This window comes from Nocardioides sp. F233, from assembly GCF_057813895.1.
Map to the genome: position 1 here is coordinate 114,396 of NZ_JBVASH010000004.1, position 23,909 is coordinate 138,304.

At 72.7% G+C, this 23,909-nt stretch carries 21 protein-coding genes; 14 read left to right on the forward strand and 7 right to left on the reverse strand.

Annotated elements, in window-relative coordinates; genetic code table 11:
- The 6 genes from ACZYRU_RS16530 to proB all read left to right on the forward strand — a co-directional run bounded on the left by ACZYRU_RS16530 (position 1) and on the right by proB (position 7,469).
- A complete protein-coding gene (locus ACZYRU_RS16530) occupies positions 1-720 on the forward strand; it encodes a TIGR03936 family radical SAM-associated protein (RefSeq protein ID WP_488958194.1) in 720 nt (239 codons plus the stop codon).
- Positions 721-1,035: 315 nt separating this feature from the next.
- Entirely contained in the window at positions 1,036-3,936 is a 2,901-nt protein-coding gene (locus ACZYRU_RS16535; protein ID WP_488958195.1) for an Rne/Rng family ribonuclease, read from the forward strand.
- A 188-nt stretch (positions 3,937-4,124) separates the two neighbouring features.
- A complete protein-coding gene (gene rplU / locus ACZYRU_RS16540) occupies positions 4,125-4,427 on the forward strand; it encodes a 50S ribosomal protein L21 (protein ID WP_141799750.1) in 303 nt (100 codons plus the stop codon).
- 33 nt (positions 4,428-4,460) lie between these two features.
- Positions 4,461-4,715 carry a 50S ribosomal protein L27 gene (gene rpmA / locus ACZYRU_RS16545; protein WP_179724573.1) on the forward strand — a complete coding sequence of 85 codons (255 nt, stop codon included), beginning with the start codon at positions 4,461-4,463 and terminating at the stop codon, positions 4,713-4,715.
- 83 nt (positions 4,716-4,798) lie between these two features.
- Positions 4,799-6,361: a GTPase ObgE gene (gene obgE / locus ACZYRU_RS16550; protein ID WP_488958196.1), complete on the forward strand. Its 1,563-nt coding sequence runs from the start codon at positions 4,799-4,801 to the stop codon at positions 6,359-6,361.
- On the forward strand, positions 6,354-7,469 hold the full coding sequence (gene proB, locus ACZYRU_RS16555) for a glutamate 5-kinase (protein ID WP_488958197.1): 1,116 nt from the start codon (positions 6,354-6,356) through the stop codon (positions 7,467-7,469). The genes obgE and proB overlap by 8 nt, the downstream gene beginning before the upstream one ends.
- Here the strand turns inward: proB and ACZYRU_RS16560 are convergent.
- Positions 7,459-8,529: an FAD-dependent monooxygenase gene (locus tag ACZYRU_RS16560; protein WP_488958198.1), complete on the reverse strand. Its 1,071-nt coding sequence runs from the start codon at positions 8,527-8,529 to the stop codon at positions 7,459-7,461. The genes proB and ACZYRU_RS16560 overlap by 11 nt on opposite strands.
- Positions 8,530-8,637: 108 nt before the next feature.
- On the opposite strand from ACZYRU_RS16560, the gene ACZYRU_RS16565 reads away from it, so the two are divergent.
- The 4 genes from ACZYRU_RS16565 to ACZYRU_RS16580 are packed head-to-tail and all read left to right on the forward strand — an operon-like array spanning position 8,638 to position 13,020.
- Positions 8,638-9,813, forward strand: coding sequence for a cysteine desulfurase family protein (locus ACZYRU_RS16565; protein ID WP_488958199.1), 1,176 nt, complete (start codon positions 8,638-8,640; stop codon positions 9,811-9,813).
- 15 nt (positions 9,814-9,828) lie between these two features.
- On the forward strand, positions 9,829-10,944 hold the full coding sequence (mnmA, locus tag ACZYRU_RS16570) for a tRNA 2-thiouridine(34) synthase MnmA (RefSeq protein WP_488958200.1): 1,116 nt from the start codon (positions 9,829-9,831) through the stop codon (positions 10,942-10,944).
- On the forward strand, positions 10,941-11,948 hold the full coding sequence (locus tag ACZYRU_RS16575; RefSeq protein ID WP_488958201.1) for a uroporphyrinogen decarboxylase/cobalamine-independent methonine synthase family protein: 1,008 nt from the start codon (positions 10,941-10,943) through the stop codon (positions 11,946-11,948). The genes mnmA and ACZYRU_RS16575 overlap by 4 nt, the downstream gene beginning before the upstream one ends.
- A 4-nt stretch (positions 11,949-11,952) precedes the next feature.
- A complete protein-coding gene (locus ACZYRU_RS16580) occupies positions 11,953-13,020 on the forward strand; it encodes a hypothetical protein (RefSeq protein WP_488958202.1) in 1,068 nt (355 codons plus the stop codon).
- Positions 13,021-13,133: 113 nt separating this feature from the next.
- Here ACZYRU_RS16580 and ACZYRU_RS16585 read toward each other — a convergent pair whose 3' ends face one another.
- The gene (locus tag ACZYRU_RS16585) at positions 13,134-14,681 is read right to left on the reverse strand and encodes an MFS transporter (RefSeq protein WP_488958203.1); all 1,548 of its coding nucleotides are present in this window, start codon (positions 14,679-14,681) and stop codon (positions 13,134-13,136) included.
- 47 nt (positions 14,682-14,728) lie between these two features.
- Entirely contained in the window at positions 14,729-15,331 is a 603-nt protein-coding gene (locus ACZYRU_RS16590; protein WP_488958204.1) for a TetR/AcrR family transcriptional regulator, read from the reverse strand.
- Positions 15,332-15,437: 106 nt separating this feature from the next.
- Between ACZYRU_RS16590 and ligA the strand changes: the two genes are divergently transcribed.
- On the forward strand, positions 15,438-17,549 hold the full coding sequence (ligA, locus tag ACZYRU_RS16595; protein WP_488958205.1) for an NAD-dependent DNA ligase LigA: 2,112 nt from the start codon (positions 15,438-15,440) through the stop codon (positions 17,547-17,549).
- Here the strand turns inward: ligA and ACZYRU_RS16600 are convergent.
- The 4 genes from ACZYRU_RS16600 to ACZYRU_RS16615 all read right to left on the reverse strand — a co-directional run bounded on the left by ACZYRU_RS16600 (position 17,537) and on the right by ACZYRU_RS16615 (position 20,432).
- Positions 17,537-18,679 carry a hypothetical protein gene (locus tag ACZYRU_RS16600; RefSeq protein WP_488958206.1) on the reverse strand — a complete coding sequence of 381 codons (1,143 nt, stop codon included), beginning with the start codon at positions 18,677-18,679 and terminating at the stop codon, positions 17,537-17,539. The two genes, ligA and ACZYRU_RS16600, sit on opposite strands and share 13 nt — an antisense overlap.
- A complete protein-coding gene (locus tag ACZYRU_RS16605) occupies positions 18,672-19,187 on the reverse strand; it encodes a SigE family RNA polymerase sigma factor (protein ID WP_488958207.1) in 516 nt (171 codons plus the stop codon). The genes ACZYRU_RS16600 and ACZYRU_RS16605 overlap by 8 nt, the downstream gene beginning before the upstream one ends.
- 201 nt (positions 19,188-19,388) lie before the next feature.
- Complete coding sequence (locus ACZYRU_RS16610) at positions 19,389-19,985, reverse strand: hypothetical protein (RefSeq protein WP_488958208.1); 597 nt, start codon at positions 19,983-19,985, stop codon at positions 19,389-19,391.
- A 6-nt stretch (positions 19,986-19,991) separates the two neighbouring features.
- Positions 19,992-20,432: a hypothetical protein gene (locus ACZYRU_RS16615; RefSeq protein WP_488958209.1), complete on the reverse strand. Its 441-nt coding sequence runs from the start codon at positions 20,430-20,432 to the stop codon at positions 19,992-19,994.
- Positions 20,433-20,475: 43 nt separating this feature from the next.
- Between ACZYRU_RS16615 and gatC the strand changes: the two genes are divergently transcribed.
- From gatC to gatB, 3 genes are read left to right on the forward strand one after another with little or no spacing between them, the layout of a single operon-like run.
- Positions 20,476-20,775 carry an Asp-tRNA(Asn)/Glu-tRNA(Gln) amidotransferase subunit GatC gene (gene gatC / locus ACZYRU_RS16620; protein ID WP_488958210.1) on the forward strand — a complete coding sequence of 100 codons (300 nt, stop codon included), beginning with the start codon at positions 20,476-20,478 and terminating at the stop codon, positions 20,773-20,775.
- A complete protein-coding gene (gatA, locus tag ACZYRU_RS16625; RefSeq protein ID WP_488958211.1) occupies positions 20,772-22,298 on the forward strand; it encodes an Asp-tRNA(Asn)/Glu-tRNA(Gln) amidotransferase subunit GatA in 1,527 nt (508 codons plus the stop codon). Before gatC ends, gatA begins: the two co-directional genes overlap by 4 nt.
- Complete coding sequence (gene gatB / locus ACZYRU_RS16630; protein WP_488958212.1) at positions 22,295-23,788, forward strand: Asp-tRNA(Asn)/Glu-tRNA(Gln) amidotransferase subunit GatB; 1,494 nt, start codon at positions 22,295-22,297, stop codon at positions 23,786-23,788. Before gatA ends, gatB begins: the two co-directional genes overlap by 4 nt.
- The last annotated feature ends 121 nt before the right edge of the window (positions 23,789-23,909 follow it).

The following is a 23,909-nucleotide window of genomic DNA, read 5'->3' on the forward strand; positions in this document are numbered from 1 at the left end:
GTGCCGCGGAACCAGCCCGAACAACAGGCCCCGCCTGTCCAGAAGATCCGGATCCGGTACGCCAAGCGCGGCCGGCTGCGCTTCACCAGCCACCGCGACGTGAGCCGCGCGATCGAGCGCGCCGTCGTGCGCGCCGGCATCCCGATGGCGTACTCCTCCGGCTTCCACCCGCACCCGCGGATCTCGTACGCCGGAGCCTCGCCGACCGGTGCGGCTAGTGAGTCGGAGTACGTCGAGCTCGGGCTCGCCGAGACCCGGGCCCCGGCGGAGGTGGGGGAGGCGCTCGATGCCGTCCTGCCCGACGGGCTCGACGTTGTGGTGGCCGTCGACGCAGCCACGACGGCCGCAGGGTCGCTCGCGGACCTGCTGACCGCCAGCCACTGGCTGATCGACCTCGGGGGAGCCGAGCCCGACCGTGCCAAGGCCGCGGTCGACGCGTTCCTGGCGACGGCGTCGGTCACCGTGGAGCGGATGACCAAGAAGGGGCTGCGCTCCTTCGACTGCCGCGCGGCCGTCGTGCGGCTGCTGGTGACGCCCGAGGGCGACCTGGACCTGCTGCTCGAGCACACGGTGCCCGCCGTACGGCCGGACGACGTGCTCACCGGGCTGCGCGAGGTCAGCGGTCTCGACGTGGCCGCGACCGGGCTGCTCACCCGCATCGCGCAGGGGGTCCTCGAGCGGTCCACCGAGTCGATCGGCGACCCGCTCGCGACCCGCTGACGAGCCAGTGATGCCGGTTGCGTGAGAGCCGTGTGCGATACTCGCCACAGATTTCCACCCGCGCGCGTCCCACAGGACAGCGAGCGGAGAGATCGACGACGTTCTCGCCGGACGGCAGGTGACTGACCGCCCGGCACGGTGGAGACGGACCACCGCCCGACGCGACGCACACGGCGACCGCGGCAGGCGAGCGGCCCCGTCTCCGGCGACGCATCACCGCGGAGGGTGTCGTCCCACGCAGGCTTGTGGCGCCGCCCTGGGCGAGCGCCGACGACACACCCCGGGCGCCGAGCGCCCGGGTGGAGGAGCATCGCAATGACCGACGCGCCCACTGACACCCCGACCGAGGCTCCCGCCGACAAGGCGGTGAAGGCAGACAAGCCGGAGAAGAAGGCGGCGGCCAAGAAGACCGCTGCCAAGAAGACGGCCGCGAAGAAGACCGCGGCCAAGAAGACCGCGGCGAAGAAGACCACCGCGGCGAAGAAGACGACGGCCAAGAAGACCGCCGCGAAGAAGACCACCGCGGCGAAGAAGACGACCGCGAGCCGGGCGAAGGCCAAGGCCGCGCCCGCGCCCACCTCCGAGCAGCTCGAGCTCACGCCCGAGGTCGAGGAGACCGCTCCCGAGGCGCCCGCGGCCGAGGCCCCGGCGACCGCCGTGCTCTTCCAGGCGCCCGTGGCGCCTGCTGAGGAGCCGGTTGCCGAGGAGCCTGCCGAGGAGCTCGCCGAGGAGCCCGCCGAGGAGGAGCCGGCCACGGAGGAGACGCCCGCCGCCGAGGAGCCTGCTGCCGGGCCCGAGGCCGCCGAGGAGCCGAGCGACGAGGACGACGACGAGGACGGCGAGGGCGAGGAGGCCGGCACGGGGTCGGGTGCTGCGCGCCGGCGCCGCCGCCGCGGTGGCCGACGCCGCCGCAAGCCGGCCGCGAATGCCGAGGGCGAGGATGCCGAGTCCGCCGAGGGCGACGAGGCGGAGGGTGCCGAGTCCGGCACCGCCAAGGACAAGGACGCCGAGAGCGCCGAGGGCGAGGACGCTGCCGCCGAGGGCGAGGAGTCCGAGGACGGCGAGGGCGCCGCGTCCGGCGGCTCCTCCTCGTCGCGCCGGCGCCGCCGGCGCCGGCGTGCCGGTGAGGGTGGCGGCGACGGCGAGGGCGACGACCCGGAGAACACCGTCACCCGGGTCCGCAAGCCGCGTTCGTCCGAGGACGAGATCACCTCGATCTCCGGCTCCACCCGCCTCGAGGCCAAGAAGCAGCGCCGCCGCGAGGGCCGCGAGGCCGGCCGCCGCCGTGCGCCGATCGTGAGCGAGGCCGAGTTCCTGGCCCGCCGCGAGTCCGTCGAGCGCGTGATGGCGGTCCGCCAGCGCAAGGACCTCACCCAGATCGCCGTGCTCGAGGACAAGGTCCTCGTCGAGCACTACGTCGCCCGCGAGTCGCAGACCTCGCTGATCGGCAACGTCTACCTCGGCCGCGTCCAGAACGTGCTGCCCTCCATGGAGGCCGCGTTCATCGACATCGGCAAGGGCCGCAACGCGGTCCTGTACGCCGGCGAGGTCAACTGGAGCGCACTGGGCCACAAGGACGGCGAGCCCCGCAAGATCGAGTCGGTCCTGCAGTCCGGCCAGACCGTGCTGGTCCAGGTCACCAAGGACCCGATCGGCCACAAGGGTGCCCGGCTCACCAGCCAGGTCAGCCTCGCCGGCCGGTTCCTGGTCTACGTGCCGGACGGCACCACCTCCGGCATCTCCCGCAAGCTGCCCGACACCGAGCGCTCGCGCCTGAAGACCCTCCTCAAGGAGATCGTCCCCGACACCGCCGGCGTCATCGTGCGCACCGCGGCCGAGGGCGCCTCGGAGGAGGAGCTGACCCGCGACGTCGAGCGGCTCAAGGCCCGCTGGGAGGACATCGAGGGCAAGGTCGCCAAGGGCAACGCCCCGCAGCTGCTGTACGGCGAGCCGGACCTCACCCTCAAGGTCGTGCGCGACCTGTTCACCGAGGACTTCGCCAAGCTCGTCGTCCAGGGCGACGACGCCTGGACCACCGTCAAGGAGTACGTCGACCAGGTCGCCCCCGACCTCGCCGAGCGCCTCGAGCGCCACGACTCCGGTGACGGCGTCCCGGACCTGTTCTCGACGTACCGCATCGACGAGCAGATCTCGAAGGGCCTGGACCGCAAGGTCTGGCTGCCGTCGGGTGGCTCGCTGATCATCGACCGCACCGAGGCGATGACCGTCGTCGACGTCAACACCGGCAAGTTCACCGGGTCGGGTGGCAACCTCGAGGAGACGGTCACCAAGAACAACCTCGAGGCCGCCGAGGAGATCGTCCGTCAGCTCCGGCTGCGCGACATCGGCGGCATCATCGTCGTCGACTTCATCGACATGGTGCTCGAGTCGAACCGCGACCTCGTGCTGCGCCGCCTCGTCGAGTGCCTGGGCCGCGACCGGACCCGCCACCAGGTCGCCGAGGTGACCTCGCTCGGCCTGGTGCAGATGACCCGCAAGCGGATCGGTACCGGCCTGCTCGAGGCGTTCAGCGAGAACTGCACCACCTGCCAGGGCCGCGGCATCGTCGTCCACGACCTGCCGGTGGAGCCCAAGCGCGGGGGAGGCGAGCAGGACGAGTCCCGCCGCCCGAGCCGCCGCCGCAAGGGCAAGGGGGGCAACCAGGCCGACAACCAGGCCGACAACCAGGCCGAGACGCCCGCCGAGGGGCCGAAGGCGGTGCCGTCCCCGAAGGACATCGCCGCCATGGCCAAGTCGTCGGACCACGACCACGAGCACCCGGATGCCGAAGCCCCGGCCGTGGAGGCCCCGGAGACCGAGGCCCCCGAGGCTGAGCAGCCCGTCGTCGACGCGGCTCCTGTCGAGGTCGTGGAGGCCGTCGTCGAGGCGGTCGAGGCGGTCGAGGTGGCGCCCGAGCCGGAGCCCGAGCCCGAGCTCGTCGAGCCGGAGCCCGAGCCGGAGCCCGAGCCGGAGCCGGAGCCGGAGCCGGCCCCCGTGGCCACCACGACCGTGGTGACCCGGACCCGCCGTCGCGCGGCCACCCGCCCCGCGGGCCCGCCGGCCGAGGTCGCGGAGCCCGCCGCCCAGGCAGCTCCCGAGCCGGCCCCCGAGAGCACGGACGAGCCGGCGGCGGACGACTCGCACGAGGACTCCCACGAGGAGCCCCACGTCGAGCACGTCCCGATCAAGCGCAAGGGCGGCTCGCGCAAGCGCTAGTCGTCACCACGCAGCCGGGCCGGAGGGCCCCGTTTTGGCGGAATCCGGCCCGGCTGCGTAACATTGTTCGTCGGTGCGCCGCCGAGGCGTGCCGTTCTGCTGGCACCCGGCATCGTGCGACGTACGTCGCGGCGTGGGATCCGCAGTGTGCCGTAGACAACAGACGTTGAACCAGAAGGAGCCCGGTGGTGTACGCGATCGTGCGCGCAGGCGCGAAGCAGGAGAAGGTCGCTGTCGGCGACGTCATCGAGATCGACAAGGTCTCCACCCCGGTCGGCGACACCCTGACCCTGCCGGTCGTGCTCGCCGTCGACGGCGACAAGGTGACGGCCACCGGCCTCGACAAGGCGGCCGTGACGGTCGAGGTCCTCGGTGCCACCAAGGGTCCGAAGATCATCATCCAGAAGTACAAGAACAAGACCGGCTACAAGAAGCGCCAGGGTCACCGCCAGAAGTACACCCAGGTCAAGGTCACCGACATCAAGCTCTGACCCCGGTCAGCACGACACCCCAAGGACTGAAACATGGCACACAAGAAGGGCGCGGCGTCCACCAAGAACGGCCGCGACTCGAACGCCCAGCGCCTCGGCGTGAAGCGCTTCGGCGGCCAGCTCGTCAACGCCGGCGAGATCATCGTTCGCCAGCGCGGCACCCACTTCCACCCGGGCTCCGGCGTCGGCCGCGGCGGCGACGACACGCTGTTCGCGCTGATCCCCGGCTCGGTGGAGTTCGGCAAGAAGCGCGGCCGCAAGGTCGTCAACATCGTCCCGGGTGAGTGAGCTGACGCTCGCTTGACCTGAGGCTTCGAAGGGCGTCCCGGTGAGGGGCGCCCTTCGTCCATTTCTACTGAAAGACTGAATCCATGGCCGTCCCCACCTTCGTCGACCGCGTGGTCCTGTCCGTGTCCGCCGGTCGCGGCGGCAACGGCGTCGCGTCCGTGCACCGCGAGAAGTTCAAGCCGCTCGGCGGCCCCGACGGTGGCAACGGCGGTCCGGGTGGCTCGGTCATCCTGCGCGTCGACCCCGACGTGACGACGCTGCTCGAGTACCACCACAGCCCGCGGCGCAAGGCCGAGCACGGCGGCCACGGCGCCGGTGACCGGCGCAACGGCTCGCACGGCGCCGACCTGGTGCTCGCCGTACCTGCCGGCACGGTCGTCAAGCAGCGCAACGGCGAGATGGTCGCCGACCTGGTGACGCCCGGCGCCGAGCTGGTCGTCGCCCAGGGCGGACGCGGTGGCCTCGGCAACGCCGCGCTGGCCTCCAAGTCCCGCAAGGCTCCCGGCTTCGCGCTGCTCGGCGAGCCCGGCGACGAGCTCGACGTCGTGCTCGAGCTCAAGGTCGTGGCCGACGTCGGCCTGGTGGGTTACCCCAGCGCCGGCAAGTCCAGCCTGATCGCCGCGATCTCGCGGGCCCGGCCCAAGATCGCCGACTACCCGTTCACCACGCTGGTGCCCAACCTCGGCGTGGTCACCGCCGGCGAGACCGTGTTCACGGTCGCCGACGTCCCCGGCCTGATCGAGGGCGCGGCCGAGGGCCGCGGTCTCGGCCACGACTTCCTGCGCCACATCGAGCGCTGCGCGGCGATCGTGCACGTCCTCGACACGGCCACCCTCGAGCCGGGCCGCAACCCGCTCGACGACCTCGACGTGATCGAGGACGAGCTGCGCCGCTACGGCGGCCTCGACGACCGGCCGCGTCTGGTCGCCCTCAACAAGGTCGACGTCCCGGACGGCCGCGGCATCGCCGAGCTCGTCGTCGAGGAGCTGCGCGAGCGCGGCCTGCGGGTCTTCGAGATCTCCGCCGTGTCCGGCGAGGGCACCCGGGAGCTGATCTACGCGATGGCCGAGATCGTGCTCGAGGCCCGGCGGGCCAAGGCGACCGAGATCCCGGCGCGGATCGTCGTGCGCCCCAAGGCCGTCAACGACGACGGCTTCTCGGTCAAGCGGACCGGTGAGGGTTGGCGGGTCGTGGGTGCGAAGCCCGAGCGGTGGGTCCGCCAGACCGACTTCAGCAACGACGAGGCCGTCGGCTACCTCGCCGACCGCCTCAACCGGCTCGGCGTCGAGACCCGGCTGCTCCAGCTGGGCGCGGAGGAGGGCGACGCCGTCCTCATCGGGCCCACCGACAACGCGGTGGTCTTCGACTTCAAGCCCGGCATCGACGCGGGTGCCGAGAACCTGTCGCGCCGTGGTGAGGACGACCGCTTCCACGAGGAGCGGCCCGCCGCTGCCCGTCGTCGCGAGATCCAGGAGCAGATGGGCGACCGGTCCGAGACCGAGACCCGCGCGGACGTCGCGCGGCGGATCGACCAGCCCGACGTCTACGGTCCGAGCTCCTTCGAGATCGGCTCCGAGGAGGACCCGGACACGAAGCCGGTGACGGGCTTCGAGGACGACTGGCTGGAGGACGACCCCGGTGAGTGAGCGCGCCCTCGTGACGCAGGCGCGCCGGGTCGTGGTCAAGGTCGGCTCCTCGTCGCTGACCACCACGTCCGGCGGCATCGACCCGGAGCGGATGAGCGCCCTGGTCGACGTCCTCGCGGCCGCCCGCGCGCGGGGCGCCGAGGTGGTCCTGGTGTCCTCCGGCGCGATCGCGGCGGGACTCGCGCCCCTCGGACTCACGAAGCGGCCGCGCGGCCTCGCGGCCCAGCAGGCCGCGGCCAGCGTGGGCCAGGGCCTGCTCGTGCACCGCTACACCGAGGAGCTCGCCCGCCACGGCCTGATCGCCGGGCAGGTGCTACTCACCCTCGACGACGTCACCCGGCGCTCGCACTACCGCAACGCGCACCAGACGTTCGCGCAGCTGCTCGAGCTCGGCGTGATCCCGATCGTCAACGAGAACGACACGGTCGCGACCACCGAGATCCGGTTCGGCGACAACGACCGGCTGGCGGCCCTGGTCGCCCACCTGGTCCACGCCGACCTGCTGGTGCTGCTCTCCGACGTCGACGGGTTGTACGACGGCCCGCCGTCACGTCCCGGCGCCCAGCTGATCCCCGACGTGCGCACGGACGCCGACCTCGCCGACGTGGTGGTCGGCTCGGTGGGCGCGGCCGGCGTCGGCACCGGCGGCATGGTGACCAAGGTCGACGCCGCCGCGATCGCCACCGGCTCCGGGATTCCCGTCGTCCTCACCTCGGCCGACCGGGCCGGTGAGGCGCTGGCGGGCAAGCCGGTCGGGACGTTGTTCCACCCCACCGGAAAGCGCCGCCCCACGCGGCTGCTGTGGCTGCGTCACGCCACCGAAGCCAAGGGCGCCCTCGTCCTCGACGCGGGTGCCGTCCGCGCCGTCGTCGACCGCCGGGCCTCGCTGCTGGCGGCCGGCGTGATCGGTGTCCAGGGCGACTTCAGCGCCGGCGACCCGGTCGACCTGCTCGACCCCGACGGCACCGTCGTGGCCCGCGGCCTGGTCAACTTCGACGCCTCCGAGGTGCCCCACCTGCTCGGCCGCTCGTCCAAGGAGCTCAAGCGCGACCTGGGTGCGGCGTACGAGCGTGAGGTCATCCACCGCGACGACCTCGTCATCCTCTGAGGGTCCGCAGCACCACCGCGTCGGGCACCAGCGCCGAGAGCCGGTGCACGGCGGCCGGCGCGTCGACGATCTTGCTGGCCGCCCGGGAGGCCCGCACCCACCGCTCGGTGGCATGACGGCGCTCCCGCTCGAACTCCGCGAAGGCGGCCGCCGGCGTCCCCGGTACGGCGAGCAGCGGTGCCAGCACCGCCGCGTCGACCAGCGCCTGACCACCGCCCTGCCCCAGGTGCGGGCGCATCGGGTGGGCGGCGTCGCCCAGCACCACGACCGGTCCGTCGGTCCAGCGGCGCAACCGCTCGCGGTCGAGCACGTCGTTGCGGCTGACCGTTGCCGGGTCGGTGGTGGCCAGCACTCGCGCGACCGGGTCGGGCCAGCCGTGGAACGCCCGCACGAGGTGGGCGAGCTCGTCGGGCGCCGTCCCGCCCTCGGGCTCGCGGACCGTGGCGAACCAGTAGGCGAGGTCGTCGCCGAGCGGCACCACGCCGAGCTCCTGCCGCTCGCCCCACAGCTGCACCGGCGCCAACCCCGGTGCGGTGGTCAGGCCGCGCCAGGCCGGGAAGCCGGCGTAGGTCTCGGTGAGCCCGGGCTGCAGCGTCCGCGCCACCAGCGACCGGAAGCCGTCGGCGCCGACCAGCGCCGCCGCGTCGATCGATCCGGCGGCCGTCTCCACCCGCACGCCCGCACCGGTCCGCCGGTAGCCGGTGACCGCGCACCCGAAGGTGACGGTGCCGGGGGTGACGGCCGCGTGCAGGAGCTCGACCAGCAGCCCACGGCGTACGGCGAGCAGCGGCAGGTCGAGCGAGCGGATCGTCCGCCCCGCACGGGTCCGGACCGAGCCGGGACCGACCGGGTGCCCTGCCGCGCGGACAGCCGCGCCGACGCCGATCCGGTCCAGCGCGTCGAGCGCCGCCGGCCACAGCGAGATCGCGCCGCCGGTGCTGCCGAGGGCGGGGCGCTCGTCGAGGAGCCGGTAGCGCCAGCGGGCACCGGCGTGGCTGAGGCCCGCGGCGAGGGCGAGGCCGGCGATCCCGGCGCCGGCGATCACCAGCTCGTCGCTCACGCGGCCACGGTAGCGGCCGGGGCCGGGGGTGCCTCGTGAACGGTTGGTGACCACGAGGTGCCCGTGGTTGGTCGCCGCTCCCGGGGGCGCCGTAACCTTGGAGGCGCCATGAACGACTCCCGGACGGTCTACCTCGACCACGCCGCGACGACGCCGATGACCGACGTCGCGGTGGAGGCGATGACCGCCCACCTGCGGGAGGTGGGCAACGCCAGCTCGCTGCACGCCTCGGGCCGTCGCGCCCGCCGGGTGGTGGAGGAGTCGCGCGAGACCGTGGCGCAGGCGCTGGGCTGCCGTCCGGGCGAGGTGGTCTTCACCTCCGGCGGCACCGAGGCCGACAACCTGGCGGTCAAGGGGCTCTACTGGTCGCGCCGAGACGCGGACCCGCGCCGCACCCGGATCCTGGCGACCGCGGTCGAGCACCACGCGGTGCTCGACGCGTTGGCCTGGCTCGAGGAGCACGAGGGCGCTGTCGTCGAGCTGCTGCCCGTCGATCAGGACGGTCGGGTCGCGGTCGACGCGTTGCGGGAGGCGGTGGAGCGGGAGCCGGAGTCGGTCGCGCTGGTCACCGTGATGTGGGCCAACAACGAGGTCGGCACCCTCCAGCCGGTCGGCGAGGTCGTCGCGATCGCCCACCCGCACGGCATCCCCGTGCACACCGACGCCGTCCAGGCCGTCGGCGCCATCCCGGTCGACTTCGCCGCCTCGGGCGTCGACGCGCTGTCGCTGTCGGGGCACAAGGTCGGCGGTCCGCAGGGCGTCGGCGCGCTGGTCGTACGACGCGAGGTCGAGCTCGCCGCGCTGGTCCACGGCGGCGGCCAGGAGCGCGACGTGCGCAGCGGCACGCTCGACGTGCCCGCCATCGCCGGCTTCGCGGCTGCGGTCGAGCTCGCGGTCAAGCAGCAGAGCGAGCACGCGGCCCGCCTCACCGGCCTGCGCGACGACCTCGTCGACGCCGTACGACGGGCCGTGCCGGACGCCGTCCTCAACGGCGACCCGGTCGAGCGGCTGCCCGGCAACGCCCACCTCAGCTTCCCGGGCTGCGAGGGCGACTCGCTGCTCATGTTGCTCGACGCCCGCGGCATCGAGTGCTCGACCGGCTCGGCCTGCTCGGCCGGCGTACCGCAGCCCTCGCACGTCCTGCTCGCGATGGGGCGCACCAGCGACGGCGCCCGCAGCTCGCTGCGGTTCAGCCTCGGCCACACCAGCAGCGCCGCCGACGTCGAGGCGGTCGCCGGTGCGATCGGTGCCGTCGTCGAGCGTGCCCGCGCGGCCCGCGCCTGAGCGCCGGGAGTCGAGATGAAGGTCGTCGCCGCCATGTCCGGGGGAGTGGACTCCGCCGTCGCTGCCGCGCGGGCTGCCGAGGCCGGGCACGAGGTCACCGGCATCCACCTGGCGCTCTCGCGCAACCCGAAGTCGTACCGCACGGGCGCCCGCGGCTGCTGCACCATCGAGGACGCCAACGACGCGCGACGTGCGGCCGACGTGATCGGCATCCCGTTCTACGTCTGGGACCTCTCCGACCGCTTCCACACCGACGTGGTCGAGGACTTCATGGACACCTACGCGGCCGGGCAGACGCCGAACCCGTGCCTGCGCTGCAACGAGAAGATCAAGTTCGCCGCCGTCCTCGACAAGGCGCTCGCGCTGGGCTTCGACGCGGTGGCGACGGGGCACTACGCGTCCGTGCGTACGTCGACCGGTGGCGACATCGAGCTGCACCGGGCCGTCGACGGGGCCAAGGACCAGTCCTACGTCCTCGGCGTGCTCGACGAGCAGCAGCTGCGGCACTCGCTGTTCCCGCTGGGCGACACCCCGAAGCCGCAGGTGCGGGTGGAGGCCGCCGCGCGCGGGCTTCTGGTCGCGGACAAGCCCGACAGCCACGACATCTGCTTCGTCGCCGACGGCGACAACACCGGCTGGCTGCGCGAGAAGCTCGGCGACCGGGCACCCAACCACAGCGGCGAGATCGTCGACGACCTGACCGGCGAGGTGCTCGGCGAGCACACCGGGACCTTCGGCTTCACGATCGGCCAACGCAAGGGGCTGCGGCTCGGGCACCCGGCGCCCGACGGCCGACCGCGCTACGTCCTCGACATCGAGCCGGTCTCCGGCACGGTGACGGTCGGACCGCGCGAGCGGCTCGCCGTCGACCGGGTCGAGGGTGACCGGGTGCGCTGGTGCGGCCGCCCGCTCGACGCGGGCACGCTCCTCGCGGGAGACGGCGTGACCGTTCAGCTGCGTGCCCACGGTGCCGAGCACCGCGCGGTCGTCCACGTCGGCGCCGACACGCTGCGCGTCGACCTGGTCGAGCACGCCGAGGGCATCGCGCCCGGCCAGGCCGTGGTCGTGTACGACGGCACCCGGGTCGTCGGGTCCGCCACCATCACGGCCACCCGGCGGGTGTCGGCGTGAGGGGTACCGGCGTCGGCTCCTTCCCGGGCGACACCCAGCGCGACTACGACGAGGCCCTGTCCGTCGTCCTCGGCGAGCTCGCGAGCGACCCGCACGGACTGGCGTTCGTGCCCGAGGTGCCCGGCCGCGGTGCGGGCGCCGCGATGACGGGCCGCACGCTGGGTCTGGTCACCGAGCTCGACGCCGACCTCCAGCCCCAGGGCTGGCGGCTCACCGGCACCTCCGGCGCCTCGCCCCTCGACCAGCGCCGGGCCCGCAGCCTGCTCGCCCAGGACCTCGACGCCCTCGAGGACCAGGCCGCCGGTCACGCCGGGCCGTTCAAGGTGCAGGTCACCGGTCCGTGGACGCTGGCCGCCACCGTCGAGCGGCCCCGCGGCGACAAGCTGCTCGCCGACCACGGTGCCCGCCGCGAGCTCGCGCAGGCGCTCGCCGTCGCCGTGACCGACCACCTGGCCGACGTACGCCGGCGCCTGCCGGACGCCACCGAGCTGGTCCTGCAGCTCGACGAGCCTGCGTTGCCGGCGGTGCTGTCGGCCGGCGTACCCACGGCGTCGGGGTTCGGCAAGCACCGCATGGTCCACCCGCCCGAGGCCAGCGAGACCCTGGCGTGGGTCCTCGACGCCGCGAGCGCGGCCGGCGCGACCCCGTGGGTGCACTGCTGCGCGCCCGACGTGCCGATCGGGCTGCTCCGCGGCGCCGGCGCGCGGGGCGTGATGGTCGACCTCGACCTGCTCGACGCCGACGGCCACGACGCGGCCGCCGAGGCGCTGGAGGCGGGCGCCACGATCGTGCTCGGCGTCGTCCCGACGACCGGCCCGCTTCCCGGCGACAAGGCACTCGTGGAGCGGGTGCTGCGGTGGCTCGACATGCTCGGCCTCGACCCCGAGAAGGTCGGCGCCGGGCTCGCGGTCTCGCCCACCTGCGGGCTCGCCGGCAGCACCTCCGCCGGAGCCCGCCGCGCCCTGGAGCTGGCCCGGAACGTTGCGAGGTCCGTGTCAGGCTGACCGGGTGAACCCTCGGGTCTACCTGCTCAAGAACCTGGCCGCGGGGCTGGTCGTGCTCGCCGTGGTCGCGGGGATCGTCGCCCTCGGCCACTGGATCAGCGGTCCGGACGAGCCCGACGACCGCCCGGCGCCCGCGACGAAGAAGGCGATCGCCGCCGTGGCGGTCGAGGTGCTGGACCTGCACCCGACGTCCTTCAACGTGAACCCGTACTACGACGTCCCCGACCCGCTCGGCGTCGAGATCCGGTTCCGGCCGCCGGGGGACGAGGGCGACTCGCACTACCTGCACGTCGGGGTCGGTCCGGCCGGTGATGCCGACGACGCCTGCAGCGAGTACCACGACTGCGCCGACTGGGACGGCCGTGGCGGCCACTTCCACCTGGCCTGGCAGGACGAGGAGCCCGAGGAGGACCCCGGCATCCTCACCCTGACCTTCCGCACCGCGGCGGGTGAGGAGCGCAGCGTCACGTACGCCGGCGCGCTCATCGAGGGCGACCCGCGCGAGCAGGACCTGCCGCTCAGCGTCGAGGGCGACCTGGTGCGGCTGCTGACCGACGACCGGTTCTCCGCGACCACCACGCAGGCCATGGTCGACGCCGACCTGCCGAAGTGGCCGAAGGACGACACCCTCGGCGACCCGGTCCCGACCACGCCGGAGGTCGTCGCGCAGTGGATGGTGGAGGAGGGCGTGCGGGACGTGCCGGACCGGCGTCCTGCCGACACGACGGCGTACGGCGACGGCGCGGTCGGCGTCGAGCTGGTCGCCCGCGACCACACCACGAGCGTGGTGCTGGTGCCGAAGGACAGTCCGGCGGCGCCGACGTGCGGCGCGGGCTGGCACTGCGTGACGACGCGGGGTGTCCTGCGCGGCTGGCAGCCGGGCGTGGCCATCGCGATCCGGCAGACGGCCGACGCGGTCGCGCTGGTGACGGTCCGCGCGCCGGGTGTCAACGGGCCGATCGGGCGGCGTACCGGGGACGGCCGGGTGGGGGAGGACTACCTCGCGCTGGCCGACGGGTTCGCCGCGTTCACGCTGTCGACGACGAAGGAGTTCGCGGGCGGCGTGTCCTGACAGCCAGCACGCGACCAGATCGTTCGATCGAGCAGTTCGATCACCGGGAGACGCCGAGACCCCGATCAAACGGCTCGATCGAGCGGTTTGATCGGGGTCTCGCAGGGTCGGGATCAGCCGACGTGGACACCCTCGGGCGCGTCGCCCGCGAGCTCGGTGTGCTTGACGTTGAGGAGCAGCCACACGATCAGCGAGGCGGTCCACATCATGAAGGAGCCGACGAGGAAGGCGTGGGTGGCGCCGTCCGCGAAGGACATCGGACCGTTGAGCTGGTTGGTCGGGTCGCCGGCCACCAGGTCGCCCAGCTTCGAGGTGGTGAAGTGGGCGGCCACGGCCGACAGGGTGGCCAGGCCGAGCGCGCCGCCGACCTGCTGCATGGTGTTGAGGACACCCGAGCCGATGCCGGCGTCCTCGGTGCGGACACCGTGGACGGCGACCAGGGTCATCGGGACGAAGGTCAGGCCCATGCCGAGCGACATCAGCACGATGTACGGGGCAATGTCGGTCCAGTAGTTCTCGGCGCCGAACTCGAGGCGGGAGAACATGAAGAGCGCGAAGCCGGCGATCAGGGTGCCGGTGCCGGCGAGGAAGCGCGGGTCCATCTTCGCGATCAGCTTGGAGGACAGGGTCGCGCCGAACACCATGCCGACGCAGAACGGCAGGAACGCGAAGCCGGCCTTGAGCGGCGAGTAGCCCATGATGTTCTGGATGTAGAGCGAGAGGAAGAAGAACATCGCGAACATCGCGGCCGGGGTGATCATCATCGACACGAAGGCGACCGCGCGGGGGCGGCTGGCGAAGATCGACAGCGGCATGAGCGGGTTCTTCACGCGCGTCTCGGCGATCACGAACGCGATCAGGGCGACGACACCGAGGCTGATCGCGGTGAGAGCCACCGGGTCGCCCCAGCCGTAGCTGGTGCCGTGCGGGTTGAGCGCCGTCATGGTGTCGGGGTCGGCGTTGCTGGTGCGGGTGATGCCGTAGACCAGGGCGAGCAGGCCACCGGTGCCGAGGACGGCGCCGGGCAGGTCGAGCACGCCGGCGTGGTGGTCGGTGTCGGGCAGCAGCTTCGGGGCGAAGTACGCCGCCGCGAGGCCGATCGGGACGTTGATCAGGAAGGTCAGGCGCCAGCCCCAGTTGGGGTCGAGGTCGGTGAGCCAGCCACCGAGGATCAGGCCGATCGCGGCACCGACACCCGACATCATCGCGAACACGGAGAACGCGCGGTTGCGCGCCGGGCCGGCCGGGAAGGTCGTGGTGATCAGGGCGAGCGCGGTCGGCGAGGCGAGCGCGGCGCCGAGGCCCTGGAGCCCCCGCGAGCCGAGCAGCATGGCCTCGTTCTGGGCGATGCCACCGAGCGCGGAGGCGATCGCGAACAGCGCGACGCCGGCCATGAACACGCGGCGGCGGCCGTACAGGTCGCCGAGGCGGCCACCGAGCAGCAGCAGGCCACCGAACGCCAGCGCATAGCCGGTGACGATCCAGGACAGGTTGGAGGCGTCGATCTTGAGGTCGTCGCCGATGTAGGGCAGCGCGATGTTCGCGATGGTGCTGTCGAGCACGACCATCAGCTGCGCCACGCAGATGAGGACGAGTGCCCAGCCCAGGTGCTTCGAGGCGGGTGCGGCCTGCTCCTTCTCGGGCAGGTCGGAGGCGGTCATTTCGGCCACAGTGATTCCTTGGGTGTGAGGAGTTGTGTGAGGAGCGGTCAGCCGCGGGTGGCGGCCGGGATGATGACCTGGTCCACCACGCGGGCGATCAGGTCGGGGGTCGGCTGGTCGCCGAGGAGGAACATGCGGTGCAGCACGATCCCGGGGAGCGCAGCGGAGAGGATCTCGATGTCGACGTCGTCGCGGAGCTCGCCCCGCTCGTGGGCGCGGTCGTAGATCTGCCGGGCGACGGCGACCTTGGGGGCGATGAACCGCTCCCGGAACGCGGCGGCGAACTCGGCGTCGCGCCCGATGGCAGTCACCACGGACCCGAGGATCGCGGTCTGGTGCTCGTCGGTGAGTCCGCCCGGGGCGCAGAACACGCCGAGCAGGTCGCCCCGCAGGCTGCCGGTGTCCTGGGGGACCTCCAGCGGTGTCTTCTGCGAGATCAGGGCGTCGATGACGAGCGCGGCCTTGCCGTCCCACTTGCGGTACAGCGTGGCCTTCGATGCCTTCGCCTTCGTGGCGACGGCGTCCATGGTGAGGCGGTCGTACCCGACGTCGACCAGCACGGCCAGCGTCGCGTCGAGGATCTCCTGCTCCCGGTCGCCCTCGACGCGGGGTCGGGTCGGCGCCTCACGGCGGCTGAGACGAGGGACCATGGATGAAACGGTACGGTTTCGTTTCGTCCGGTGCAAGTCCATTTCCGGTGACGTGGCCGACGGCCGGTGCGCGGAGGTGTCGGTACGACGGTGAAGAATGCGGGTCATGAGCGACGCCGCCGACCTCCCCGCCGTCCCGCCCGAGGCCCGCGACGAGCACGCGACGATCAGCGAGGTGATCGAGGACGCCCGCTACCGCTACTACGTCCTCGACGACCCGACGCTGTCCGACGCCGACTTCGACCAGCGGATGCGCCGGCTCGAGGCGCTCGAGGAGGAGTTCCCCGAGCTGCGTACGCCGGACTCGCCGACTCAGAAGGTCGGTGGCGCGGTCGCGACCGACTTCACCGCGGTCGACCACCTGCAGCGGATGGAGAGCCTCGACAACGCCTTCTCGTTCGAGGACCTCGGCGCCTGGTACGCCCGGCTCGGCCGCGACGGTGTCGAGGCGCCCGCGCTGCTGTGCGAGCTCAAGGTCGACGGCCTGGCGATCAACCTGCTCTACGAGCAGGGCCGCCTGGTCCGCGCGCTGACCCGCGGCGACGGCCGCACGGGGGAGGACGTCACGCCCAACGTGAAGACCATCGCCGCCGTACCGCACCGGCTCACCGGCACCGACGAGTTCCCCGTGCCGGCGCTGGTCGAGGTGCGCGGCGAGGTCTTCCTGCCCGTCGCGGCCTTCGAGGCGCTCAACGTCTCGATGACCGAGGCCGGGCGGCCCGCCTTCGCCAACCCGCGCAACGCGGCTGCCGGTTCTCTGCGCCAGAAGGACCCCCGGGTCACCGCCTCCCGCGCGCTCGGGATGGTGTGCCACGGCATCGGTGCGCGCGAGGGCTTCGAGCCCCGGGCCCAGTCGCAGGCCTACGAGGCGCTGGCCGCCTGGGGCCTGCCGATCTCCGAGCAGGTCCGGGTGCTGCCCACGCTCGCCGACGTCGAGGGCTACATCGCGAACGCCGGCGAGAACCGGCACACGATCGTCCCCTACGAGATCGACGGCGTCGTGGTGAAGGTCGACGACGTCACCCTCCAGCGCCGACTGGGCTCGACGAGCCGCGCGCCGCGGTGGGCGATCGCCTACAAGTACCCGCCCGAGGAGGTCAACACCAGGCTGCTCGACATCGCGGTCAATGTCGGCCGCACCGGCCGGGTCACGCCGTACGGCGTCATGGAGCCGGTCAAGGTCGCCGGCTCCACGGTCGAGAACGCCACGCTGCACAACTTCCACGAGGTCGAGCGCAAGGACGTGCGCCCCGGCGACACCGTCATCCTGCGCAAGGCCGGTGACGTGATCCCCGAGATCGTCGGCCCGGTGCTGCCGCTGCGTCCCGAGGGCTTGGCGCCCTGGGTCGCGCCGACGACCTGCCCGGCCTGCGCGACCGAGCTGGTCGAGCAGAAGGAGGGCGACAAGGACCGGCGCTGCCCCAACCACGAGTCGTGCCCGGGGCAGGTGCGCGAACGGGTCTTCTTCGTCGCCGGCCGCAGCGCCTTCGACATCGAGGGGCTCGGCTACGAAGCGGCCGTCGCGTTGCTCGACGCGGGCGTGATCACCAACGAGGGCGACGTGTTCGACCTCAGCGCCGACCAGCTCCGCGCCACCGAGCTGTTCACCCGTGCGCCGAAGAAGGACGAGGACGGCCCGCAGCTCTCCGCCAACGGCGAGAAGCTCCTCGCCAACCTCGACGCCCGCAAGGACGTCGCCCTGTGGCGGGTCATCGTCGCCCTCTCCATCCGGCACACCGGCCCGAGCGCGTCGCGCGCGCTCGCCCAGGAGTTCGGCTCGATGGAGGCCATCCGCGCCGCCACCGAGGAGGAGCTCGCCGCTGCGGAGGGCGTCGGCCCGACCATCGCGCGGGCGGTCATCGAGTGGTTCGAGGTGCCGTGGCACGTCGCGATCGTCGACAAGTGGACCGCCGCCGGCGTCTCCATGGCCGACGAGCGCGACGAGTCCGTCGAGCGCACCCTCGAGGGCCTGACGGTCGTCGTGACCGGCTCGCTGCAGGACTTCTCCCGCGACTCCGCCAAGGAGGCGGTCCTGTCCCGCGGCGGCAAGGCGGCCGGGTCGGTGTCGAAGAAGACCGACTTCGTGGTGATAGGCGAGAACGCCGGTTCCAAGGCGGAGAAGGCCGAACAGCTCGGCGTCCCGATCCTCGACGAGGACGGGTTCAAGAAGCTGCTGGCCGAGGGGCCGCCCCCGGCCAGCAGCGATCAGGACTCGTAGGAGTTCCCGCTGACCTTGAGGCTCGCGTCGGGGTCGAGGGTGACCGGCGTCGGCACGCACGCGCCGGTGTCGGGGTCGCAGGACCGGACGGACGTGCCGTCGACCTGGAGCAGCCGTCCGGTCGCGGTCCAGCCGTACTCGCCGTACGTCAGCCGGACGGTCGTCCGCTGGCCGCTGGTCAGGTCGACCACAGTCGCCTCGGGGCCGTCGAAGCTGCACTGGGGCTTGTCCGCGTAGCAGTTCGCCATCGGCGTCAGCAGGACGTGCGAGCCGTCCGGCGACAGCCGGGGCCACGTGTCGTCGTCCTGCTGCAGGGGCAGCAGGACGGAGCCGGTGGCTGCGTCGATCACGTCGATGGTGCCCCGGCGGTCGTCGGACACCACGTCGCGACCACCAGCGGTCTCCGGCATGTGGGTCGGGATCGAGGTCGTGCGCACCTCCCCGGTGCGCCACCGCACGTCGAGCAGGGTGCCGTCGACGCCGACGTACACGTGGTCGCCGGACAGCGCCACCGGCGGCGCGACCCAGCCGCCCCAGGTGAACGCGCCCTCGACCGGGATCCGGGTGGCGACCTCGCCGGTGCGGACGTCGCGCAGCACCACGGTCCAGTGCTCGGCGTCGTCGCCGGCGGTGGCGTAGGCGAGGTAGGGCAATGTCGGGTCGGTGCCCGGCTTGCGGTCGCCGAGTCGCAGCCCGAAGTCGGAGCGGGTGCCGTCGGGCGCGATCAGCCAGTACGCCGAGTCGGGGGCGTCGGTGTCGGGCGACTTCCCGATCCGCACCAGCATCCCGGCCGAGGTGTAGTACATCGCCTTCACCTGCCCGGGCACGTCGGCCGAGGCGCCGGTGCCGAGATGGACGGTCGAGCCCTGGGCCACGGCCCAGTCGCTGTCCGTGGCCGGTACGGCGGCCGCGAGGTCGCGCCCCGTCGGCTGCTGGTCGCCGCCGAGCCGGGTGCCGGCGACGGTCACCGCGGCGACGACTGCGGCGACCCCGAGCACGGTCCCGCCGCGGCGGACCCGGCGTCGGGTGCGCAGGCCGCGCCCGCGTCGTACGACATCGTCGGCGGGCAGCGGCGGCACGGCGAGGTACACCGCCTCCTCGTGCAGCAGGGCGGCGAGGCGCTCAGTCATGGTCGGCTCCCTGGGGGATCACGGCGTCGCCGAGGCTGGTGCGCAGCTTCGCGAGCGCCTGAGAGGTCTGGCTCTTGACGGTGCCCTGGGTGACCCCGAGGGCGTGGGCGACCTGGGCGACGCTCTGGTCCTCGTAGAACCGGAGCACGACGACCGCCCGCTGTCCCGGCGGCAGCTCGGCGAGGGCGGCCATCAGGTCGGTGCGGGCGCTGGCGTCGACCTCGGGACCGGGAGTGTCCGGCAGCTGCGCGGACGGTCGCTCGTTGCGCCAGCCCTTCTTGCGGAACCACGAGGCGGCGGTGTTGACGAGCGTGGCCCGGGCGTACCCGCCGGCGCTCTCGATGCTCTGCACCCGGTGCCAGTTAGTGTAGGTCTTCGCCAGTGCGGTCTGCACCAGGTCCTCGGCCTCGGCGTGGTCGCCGAGGAGCAGGTACGCCGTCCGGTACAGCCCGGCCCAGCACCCGTGCATCAGCTGGACGAACTCGTCGTCGGTGAGTCTTCGCGGCATCGACTTCCTCTCCTCGTCACCCTCACAGATGCCGTGGGGTGCGGGAAAGGTTGGCCGGGCGTCAGCCGAACGAGCGTCGCGGCGTCCGGGCGGTGCTGTAACACGTTGTCCATCTCACTTGTCGCCGGCTGTCAGCGCGACACGCCGGCGACACGCCGTGGCTGGTGCTGACAACCGCCAGGTAGTCGGGTGGACGGCGTGTTACAGCGGGGCTGGCGACGCGATTCCCGCCACGCCGGCCGCGTCGGTGAACGCGATGCAGATGCCGAGGACGGATCGTGCGTGCTGGAGGAGCTGCTCCGGTCCACGACGTGGGTCGATCTCTTCGTCGATGGTCGGTTCGGCGGAGAGGCGCGAGGAGAGACGGGCGTACTCGCGCCGGGTCAGCTCGTACTCGGACGCGACGACGGCCAGGACGCTGTTCATCTCGTCATGTGCCGTACCAACGGCGTCGTCGAGGACCTGGATGCTGACGTCGAGCCAGCGGTGGTCGTCCTGCGCCGATTCCTCCAGCGTGTCGACGACGAGGTTGAAGAGCATCATGTGGGCGGCCTCGAGGATCGGCCACGAGCCCTCTCGTCGGTCGAAGGGCTTGGTGGCCGCGCGGTGCAGGAGTCTGTCGGCGGCCGCCTCGTCCCCGTGCCGGAGCGCGGTCGCCGCCTTCTCGAGGAGGTTCGTGCAGGCGCCTGCGGTGTCGAAGGAGATGGCCTGCCGTTGTCGCGCGGACGGAGTGAGGTCGCCGAAGGGCGAGGGTCCGGTGCCCATGCTGTTCAGGAAGTCAGGGGGTACGTCGGTCATCGATAGCTACCTCTCCAGCGAGCGAAGCCAGCTCTCCGCGGTGTCCGGGTCCGGGAGCCGGACGACGGCCAGCCGGGGATGGATCGCGGGTGCGCGGTCGACCCAGCCGAGGTCGGGCCCGCGCTCGCGGGCATCGGAGCGGATCCGGCGCAGGGTGCGGCGTACCTTTCCGGCGAACGAGGCGGACTCCAGCTCGACCCGGACCAGGACGTCGGTGCGCTCGAGGACGAGCGGGCGGGCCCAGGCCTCGTCGGCCGTCGTCACCCAGCCGTCGAACGCCGCCAGCCGTGCCACCTCGCCCGGCCCGGACAGGTCCGCGAGCGGGACGAGGGGGACGTCGAGGGTGGTCGCGAGGCGCGTCAGGAAGGCCGCGAGCGGGTCGCCCGGAGTGCCGGCCACGACCACGCGCTGCGGCAGGCGGCGCGGGACGGGGACAGAGGCGTACACCCGGCGAAGTCTAGGGACCGGATCGCGGCCTAGAATCGCGGGCATGTCTCAACTCTCCCGCGACGAGGTGGCCCACCTGGCCGACCTCGCCCGGATCGACCTCGATGACGCCGAGCTGGACCACCTGGCCCCCCAGCTCAACGTGATCCTCGAGGCGGTCGCGTCCATCAGCGGAGTGGCCGGCGACGACGTGCCGCCGACCTCCCACCCGATCCCGCTCACCAACGTCTTCCGTGAGGACGTCGTCCGCCCGAGCCTGAGCGCCGAGCAGGCGCTGTCCGGCGCGCCGGCGGTCGAGGAGCAGCGGTTCCGGGTCCCGCGGATCCTGGGGGACGAGCAGTGAGCGAGCTGATCACGAAGACCGCCGCCGAGCTGGCCGACGCGCTGGCCGCCGGCGAGACGACCTCTGTCGAGCTCACCCAGGCGCACCTCGACCGGATCGCCGCCGTCGACGGCTCGGCGGAGGCCGGCGTGCACGCCTTCCTGCACGTCGACGCCGAGGGCGCGCTGGTCCAGGCCGCCGAGTCCGACGCCCGCCGCGCCGCGGGGGAGACCCGGCACCTGCTCGACGGCGTCCCGATCGCGGTCAAGGACGTGCTGGCCACGCAGGGCCTGCCGACCACCTGTGGCTCGAAGATCCTCGAGGGCTGGGTGCCGCCGTACGACGCCACCGTGGTGCGCCGCATCAAGGAGGCCGGTCTGCCGATCCTCGGCAAGACCAACATGGACGAGTTCGCCATGGGCTCCTCGACCGAGCACTCGGCGTACGGCCCGACCCGCAACCCGTGGGACCAGACCCGGATCCCGGGCGGCTCCGGCGGTGGCTCGGCCGCGGCCGTGGCGGCCTTCGAGGCCCCGCTGGCCCTCGGCACCGACACCGGCGGCTCGATCCGCCAGCCCGGCGCCGTCACCGGCACCGTCGGCGTGAAGCCGACGTACGGCGGTGTCTCGCGCTACGGCCTGGTCGCGCTCGCCAACAGCCTCGACCAGGTCGGTCCGGTCACCCGGACCGTCCTCGACTCGGCGCTGCTGCACGAGCTGATCGCCGGCCACGACCCGCTCGACTCGACGTCGGTCGACGTCCCGGTCGGCAGCTTCGTGGAGGCCGCCCGCCAGGGCGCGACCGGCGACCTCGCCGGCCTCAAGGTCGGTGTGATCAAGGAGCTGGCCGGCGACGGCTGGCAGCCCGGCGTGATGCAGCGCTTCGCCGAGACGGTCGACCTGCTGAAGGAGCTGGGCGCCGAGGTCACCGAGATCTCCTGCCCGACCTTCGTGCACGCGATGGCGGCCTACTACCTCATCCTGCCGGCGGAGTGCTCCTCCAACCTCGCCAAGTTCGACGCCATGCGCTACGGCCTGCGCGTCGTCCCCGACGGCGACCCGAGCGCCGAGGCCGTCATGAAGGCGACCCGCGACGCCGGCTTCGGCGACGAGGTCAAGCGCCGCATCATGATCGGCACCTACGCCCTGTCGAGCGGCTACTACGACGCCTACTACGGCCAGGCGCAGAAGGTCCGCACGCTCATCTCGCGCGACTTCGCGGCTGCCTTCGAGAACGTCGACGTGCTGGTCTCGCCGACCTCGCCGACCACGGCGTTCCCGCTGGGCGACAAGCTCGACGACCCGCTGGCGATGTACCTGCAGGACCTCGCCACGATCCCGGCCAACCTGGCCGGCGTACCCGGCATCTCGGTCCCCGCCGGCCTCGCCGACGAGGACGGCCTGCCGGTCGGCTTCCAGGTGCTGGCGCCGGCGCTCGCCGACGACCGGCTCTACCGCGTCGGCGCTGCCGTCGAGGCGGCCCTGACCTCCCGCTGGGGTGGTCCGATCCTTGCCAAGGCTCCGACGCTGGAGGGTCCCCGATGAGTGAGACGCTGGTCCCGTTCGACGAGGTCATCGCGAAGTACGACCCCGCCCTCGGCCTCGAGGTGCACGTCGAGCTCAACACGAACACGAAGATGTTCTGCGGCTGCCCCGCGGTCTTCGGTGGCGAGCCCAACACCCAGGTCTGCCCGACCTGCCTCGGCCTGCCCGGCGCTATGCCGGTCGTCAACGCCAAGGCCGTCGAGTCGGCGATCCGGATCGGCCTGGCGCTGAACTGCTCGATCGCCGAGTGGTGCCGGTTCGCGCGGAAGAACTACTTCTACCCGGACATGCCGAAGAACTTCCAGACCTCCCAGTACGACGAGCCGATCGCCTTCGACGGCTGGCTCGACGTCGAGGTGGAGGGGGAGACCTTCCGGGTCGAGATCGAGCGTGCCCACATGGAGGAGGACACCGGCAAGTCCACCCACGTCGGTGGCGCCACCGGCCGCATCCACGGTGCCGACTACTCGCTGGTCGACTACAACCGCGCCGGCATCCCCCTCATCGAGATCGTCACCCGCCCGATCCTGGTGCCGGCCGAGAAGGCGCCGGCCGTGGCCCGCGCGTACGTCGGTCAGCTCCGCGACCTGATCCTCGCCCTCGACGTCTCCGACGCCCGGATGGACCAGGGCTCGATCCGCGCCGACGTCAACCTGTCGCTGGCGCTGAAGGGTGCGGACAAGCTCGGGACGCGCTCGGAGACGAAGAACGTCAACTCGCTGCGCTCGGTCGAGCGTGCGGTCCGCTTCGAGATGTCGCGGCACGCCGGCATCCTCGACGCCGGCGGCTCGGTGCTGCAGGAGACGCGGCACTTCCACGAGGACACCGGTACGACGTCGTCGGGTCGCGAGAAGTCCGACGCCGAGGACTACCGCTACTTCCCCGAGCCGGACCTGGTGCCGGTCGCGCCGTCGCGGGAGTGGGTCGAGGAGCTGCGGGGCACGCTCCCGGAGAACCCGCTCCAGCGGCGGAACCGGCTCCAGACGGAGTACGGCTTCTCCGACCTGGAGATGCGCGACGTCTGGGCCGCCGGTGCGCTGCCGCTGATCGAGGCCACCGTCGCCGAGGGCACCGCCCCGCAGTCGGCGCGCAAGTGGTGGGTCGCCGAGCTGCTGCGTCGTGCCAACGACGCCGGTGTCGAGCTGGCCGAGGTCGGCGTCACGCCGAAGCAGGTCGCCGAGGTGCAGGCGCTGGTCGACGCGAAGACGATCAACGACAAGCTCGCCCGCCAGGTCTTCGACGGTCTCATCGCCGGCGAGGGCACGGCCGCCGAGGTGATCGAGAAGCGCGGCCTGGCCCTCGTCTCCGACGACGGCCCGCTGCTCGCCGCGATCGACGAGGCGCTCGCCGCCCAGCCCGACATCGCCGAGAAGATCCGGGGCGGCAACCACGCCGCCGCCGGGGCGGTCATCGGCGCGGTCATGAAGGCGACCCGGGGCCAGGCTGACGCCGCCCGGGTGCGGGAGCTGATCCTCGAGAAGCTCGCCTGACGGTCCATCTGCTCCACTGCTGCGGAGCCGTCACCGAACCCGGGCAAACCGGGGGCGGGGCGGCTCCGTTGCCGTTAGCGTCGCGCCCGGACGGCCGTCATCCCGACGGCCGCAGCTCATG

Bases quoted from the DNA above. Each gene is read 5' to 3' on its own strand.
- ACZYRU_RS16535 (WP_488958195.1), top strand. From the start codon at position 1,036: ATGACCGACGCGCCCACTGACACCCCGACCGAGGCTCCCGCCGACAAG.
- rpmA (WP_179724573.1), top strand. From the start codon at position 4,461: ATGGCACACAAGAAGGGCGCGGCGTCCACCAAGAACGGCCGCGACTCG.
- obgE (WP_488958196.1), top strand. From the start codon at position 4,799: ATGGCCGTCCCCACCTTCGTCGACCGCGTGGTCCTGTCCGTGTCCGCC.
- ACZYRU_RS16565 (WP_488958199.1), top strand. From the start codon at position 8,638: ATGAACGACTCCCGGACGGTCTACCTCGACCACGCCGCGACGACGCCG.
- mnmA (WP_488958200.1), top strand. From the start codon at position 9,829: ATGAAGGTCGTCGCCGCCATGTCCGGGGGAGTGGACTCCGCCGTCGCT.
- ACZYRU_RS16585 (WP_488958203.1), bottom strand. From the start codon at position 14,681: ATGACCGCCTCCGACCTGCCCGAGAAGGAGCAGGCCGCACCCGCCTCG.
- ACZYRU_RS16590 (WP_488958204.1), bottom strand. From the start codon at position 15,331: ATGGTCCCTCGTCTCAGCCGCCGTGAGGCGCCGACCCGACCCCGCGTC.
- ligA (WP_488958205.1), top strand. From the start codon at position 15,438: ATGAGCGACGCCGCCGACCTCCCCGCCGTCCCGCCCGAGGCCCGCGAC.
- ACZYRU_RS16600 (WP_488958206.1), bottom strand. From the start codon at position 18,679: ATGACTGAGCGCCTCGCCGCCCTGCTGCACGAGGAGGCGGTGTACCTC.
- ACZYRU_RS16605 (WP_488958207.1), bottom strand. From the start codon at position 19,187: ATGCCGCGAAGACTCACCGACGACGAGTTCGTCCAGCTGATGCACGGG.
- ACZYRU_RS16610 (WP_488958208.1), bottom strand. From the start codon at position 19,985: ATGACCGACGTACCCCCTGACTTCCTGAACAGCATGGGCACCGGACCC.
- gatC (WP_488958210.1), top strand. From the start codon at position 20,476: ATGTCTCAACTCTCCCGCGACGAGGTGGCCCACCTGGCCGACCTCGCC.
- gatB (WP_488958212.1), top strand. From the start codon at position 22,295: ATGAGTGAGACGCTGGTCCCGTTCGACGAGGTCATCGCGAAGTACGAC.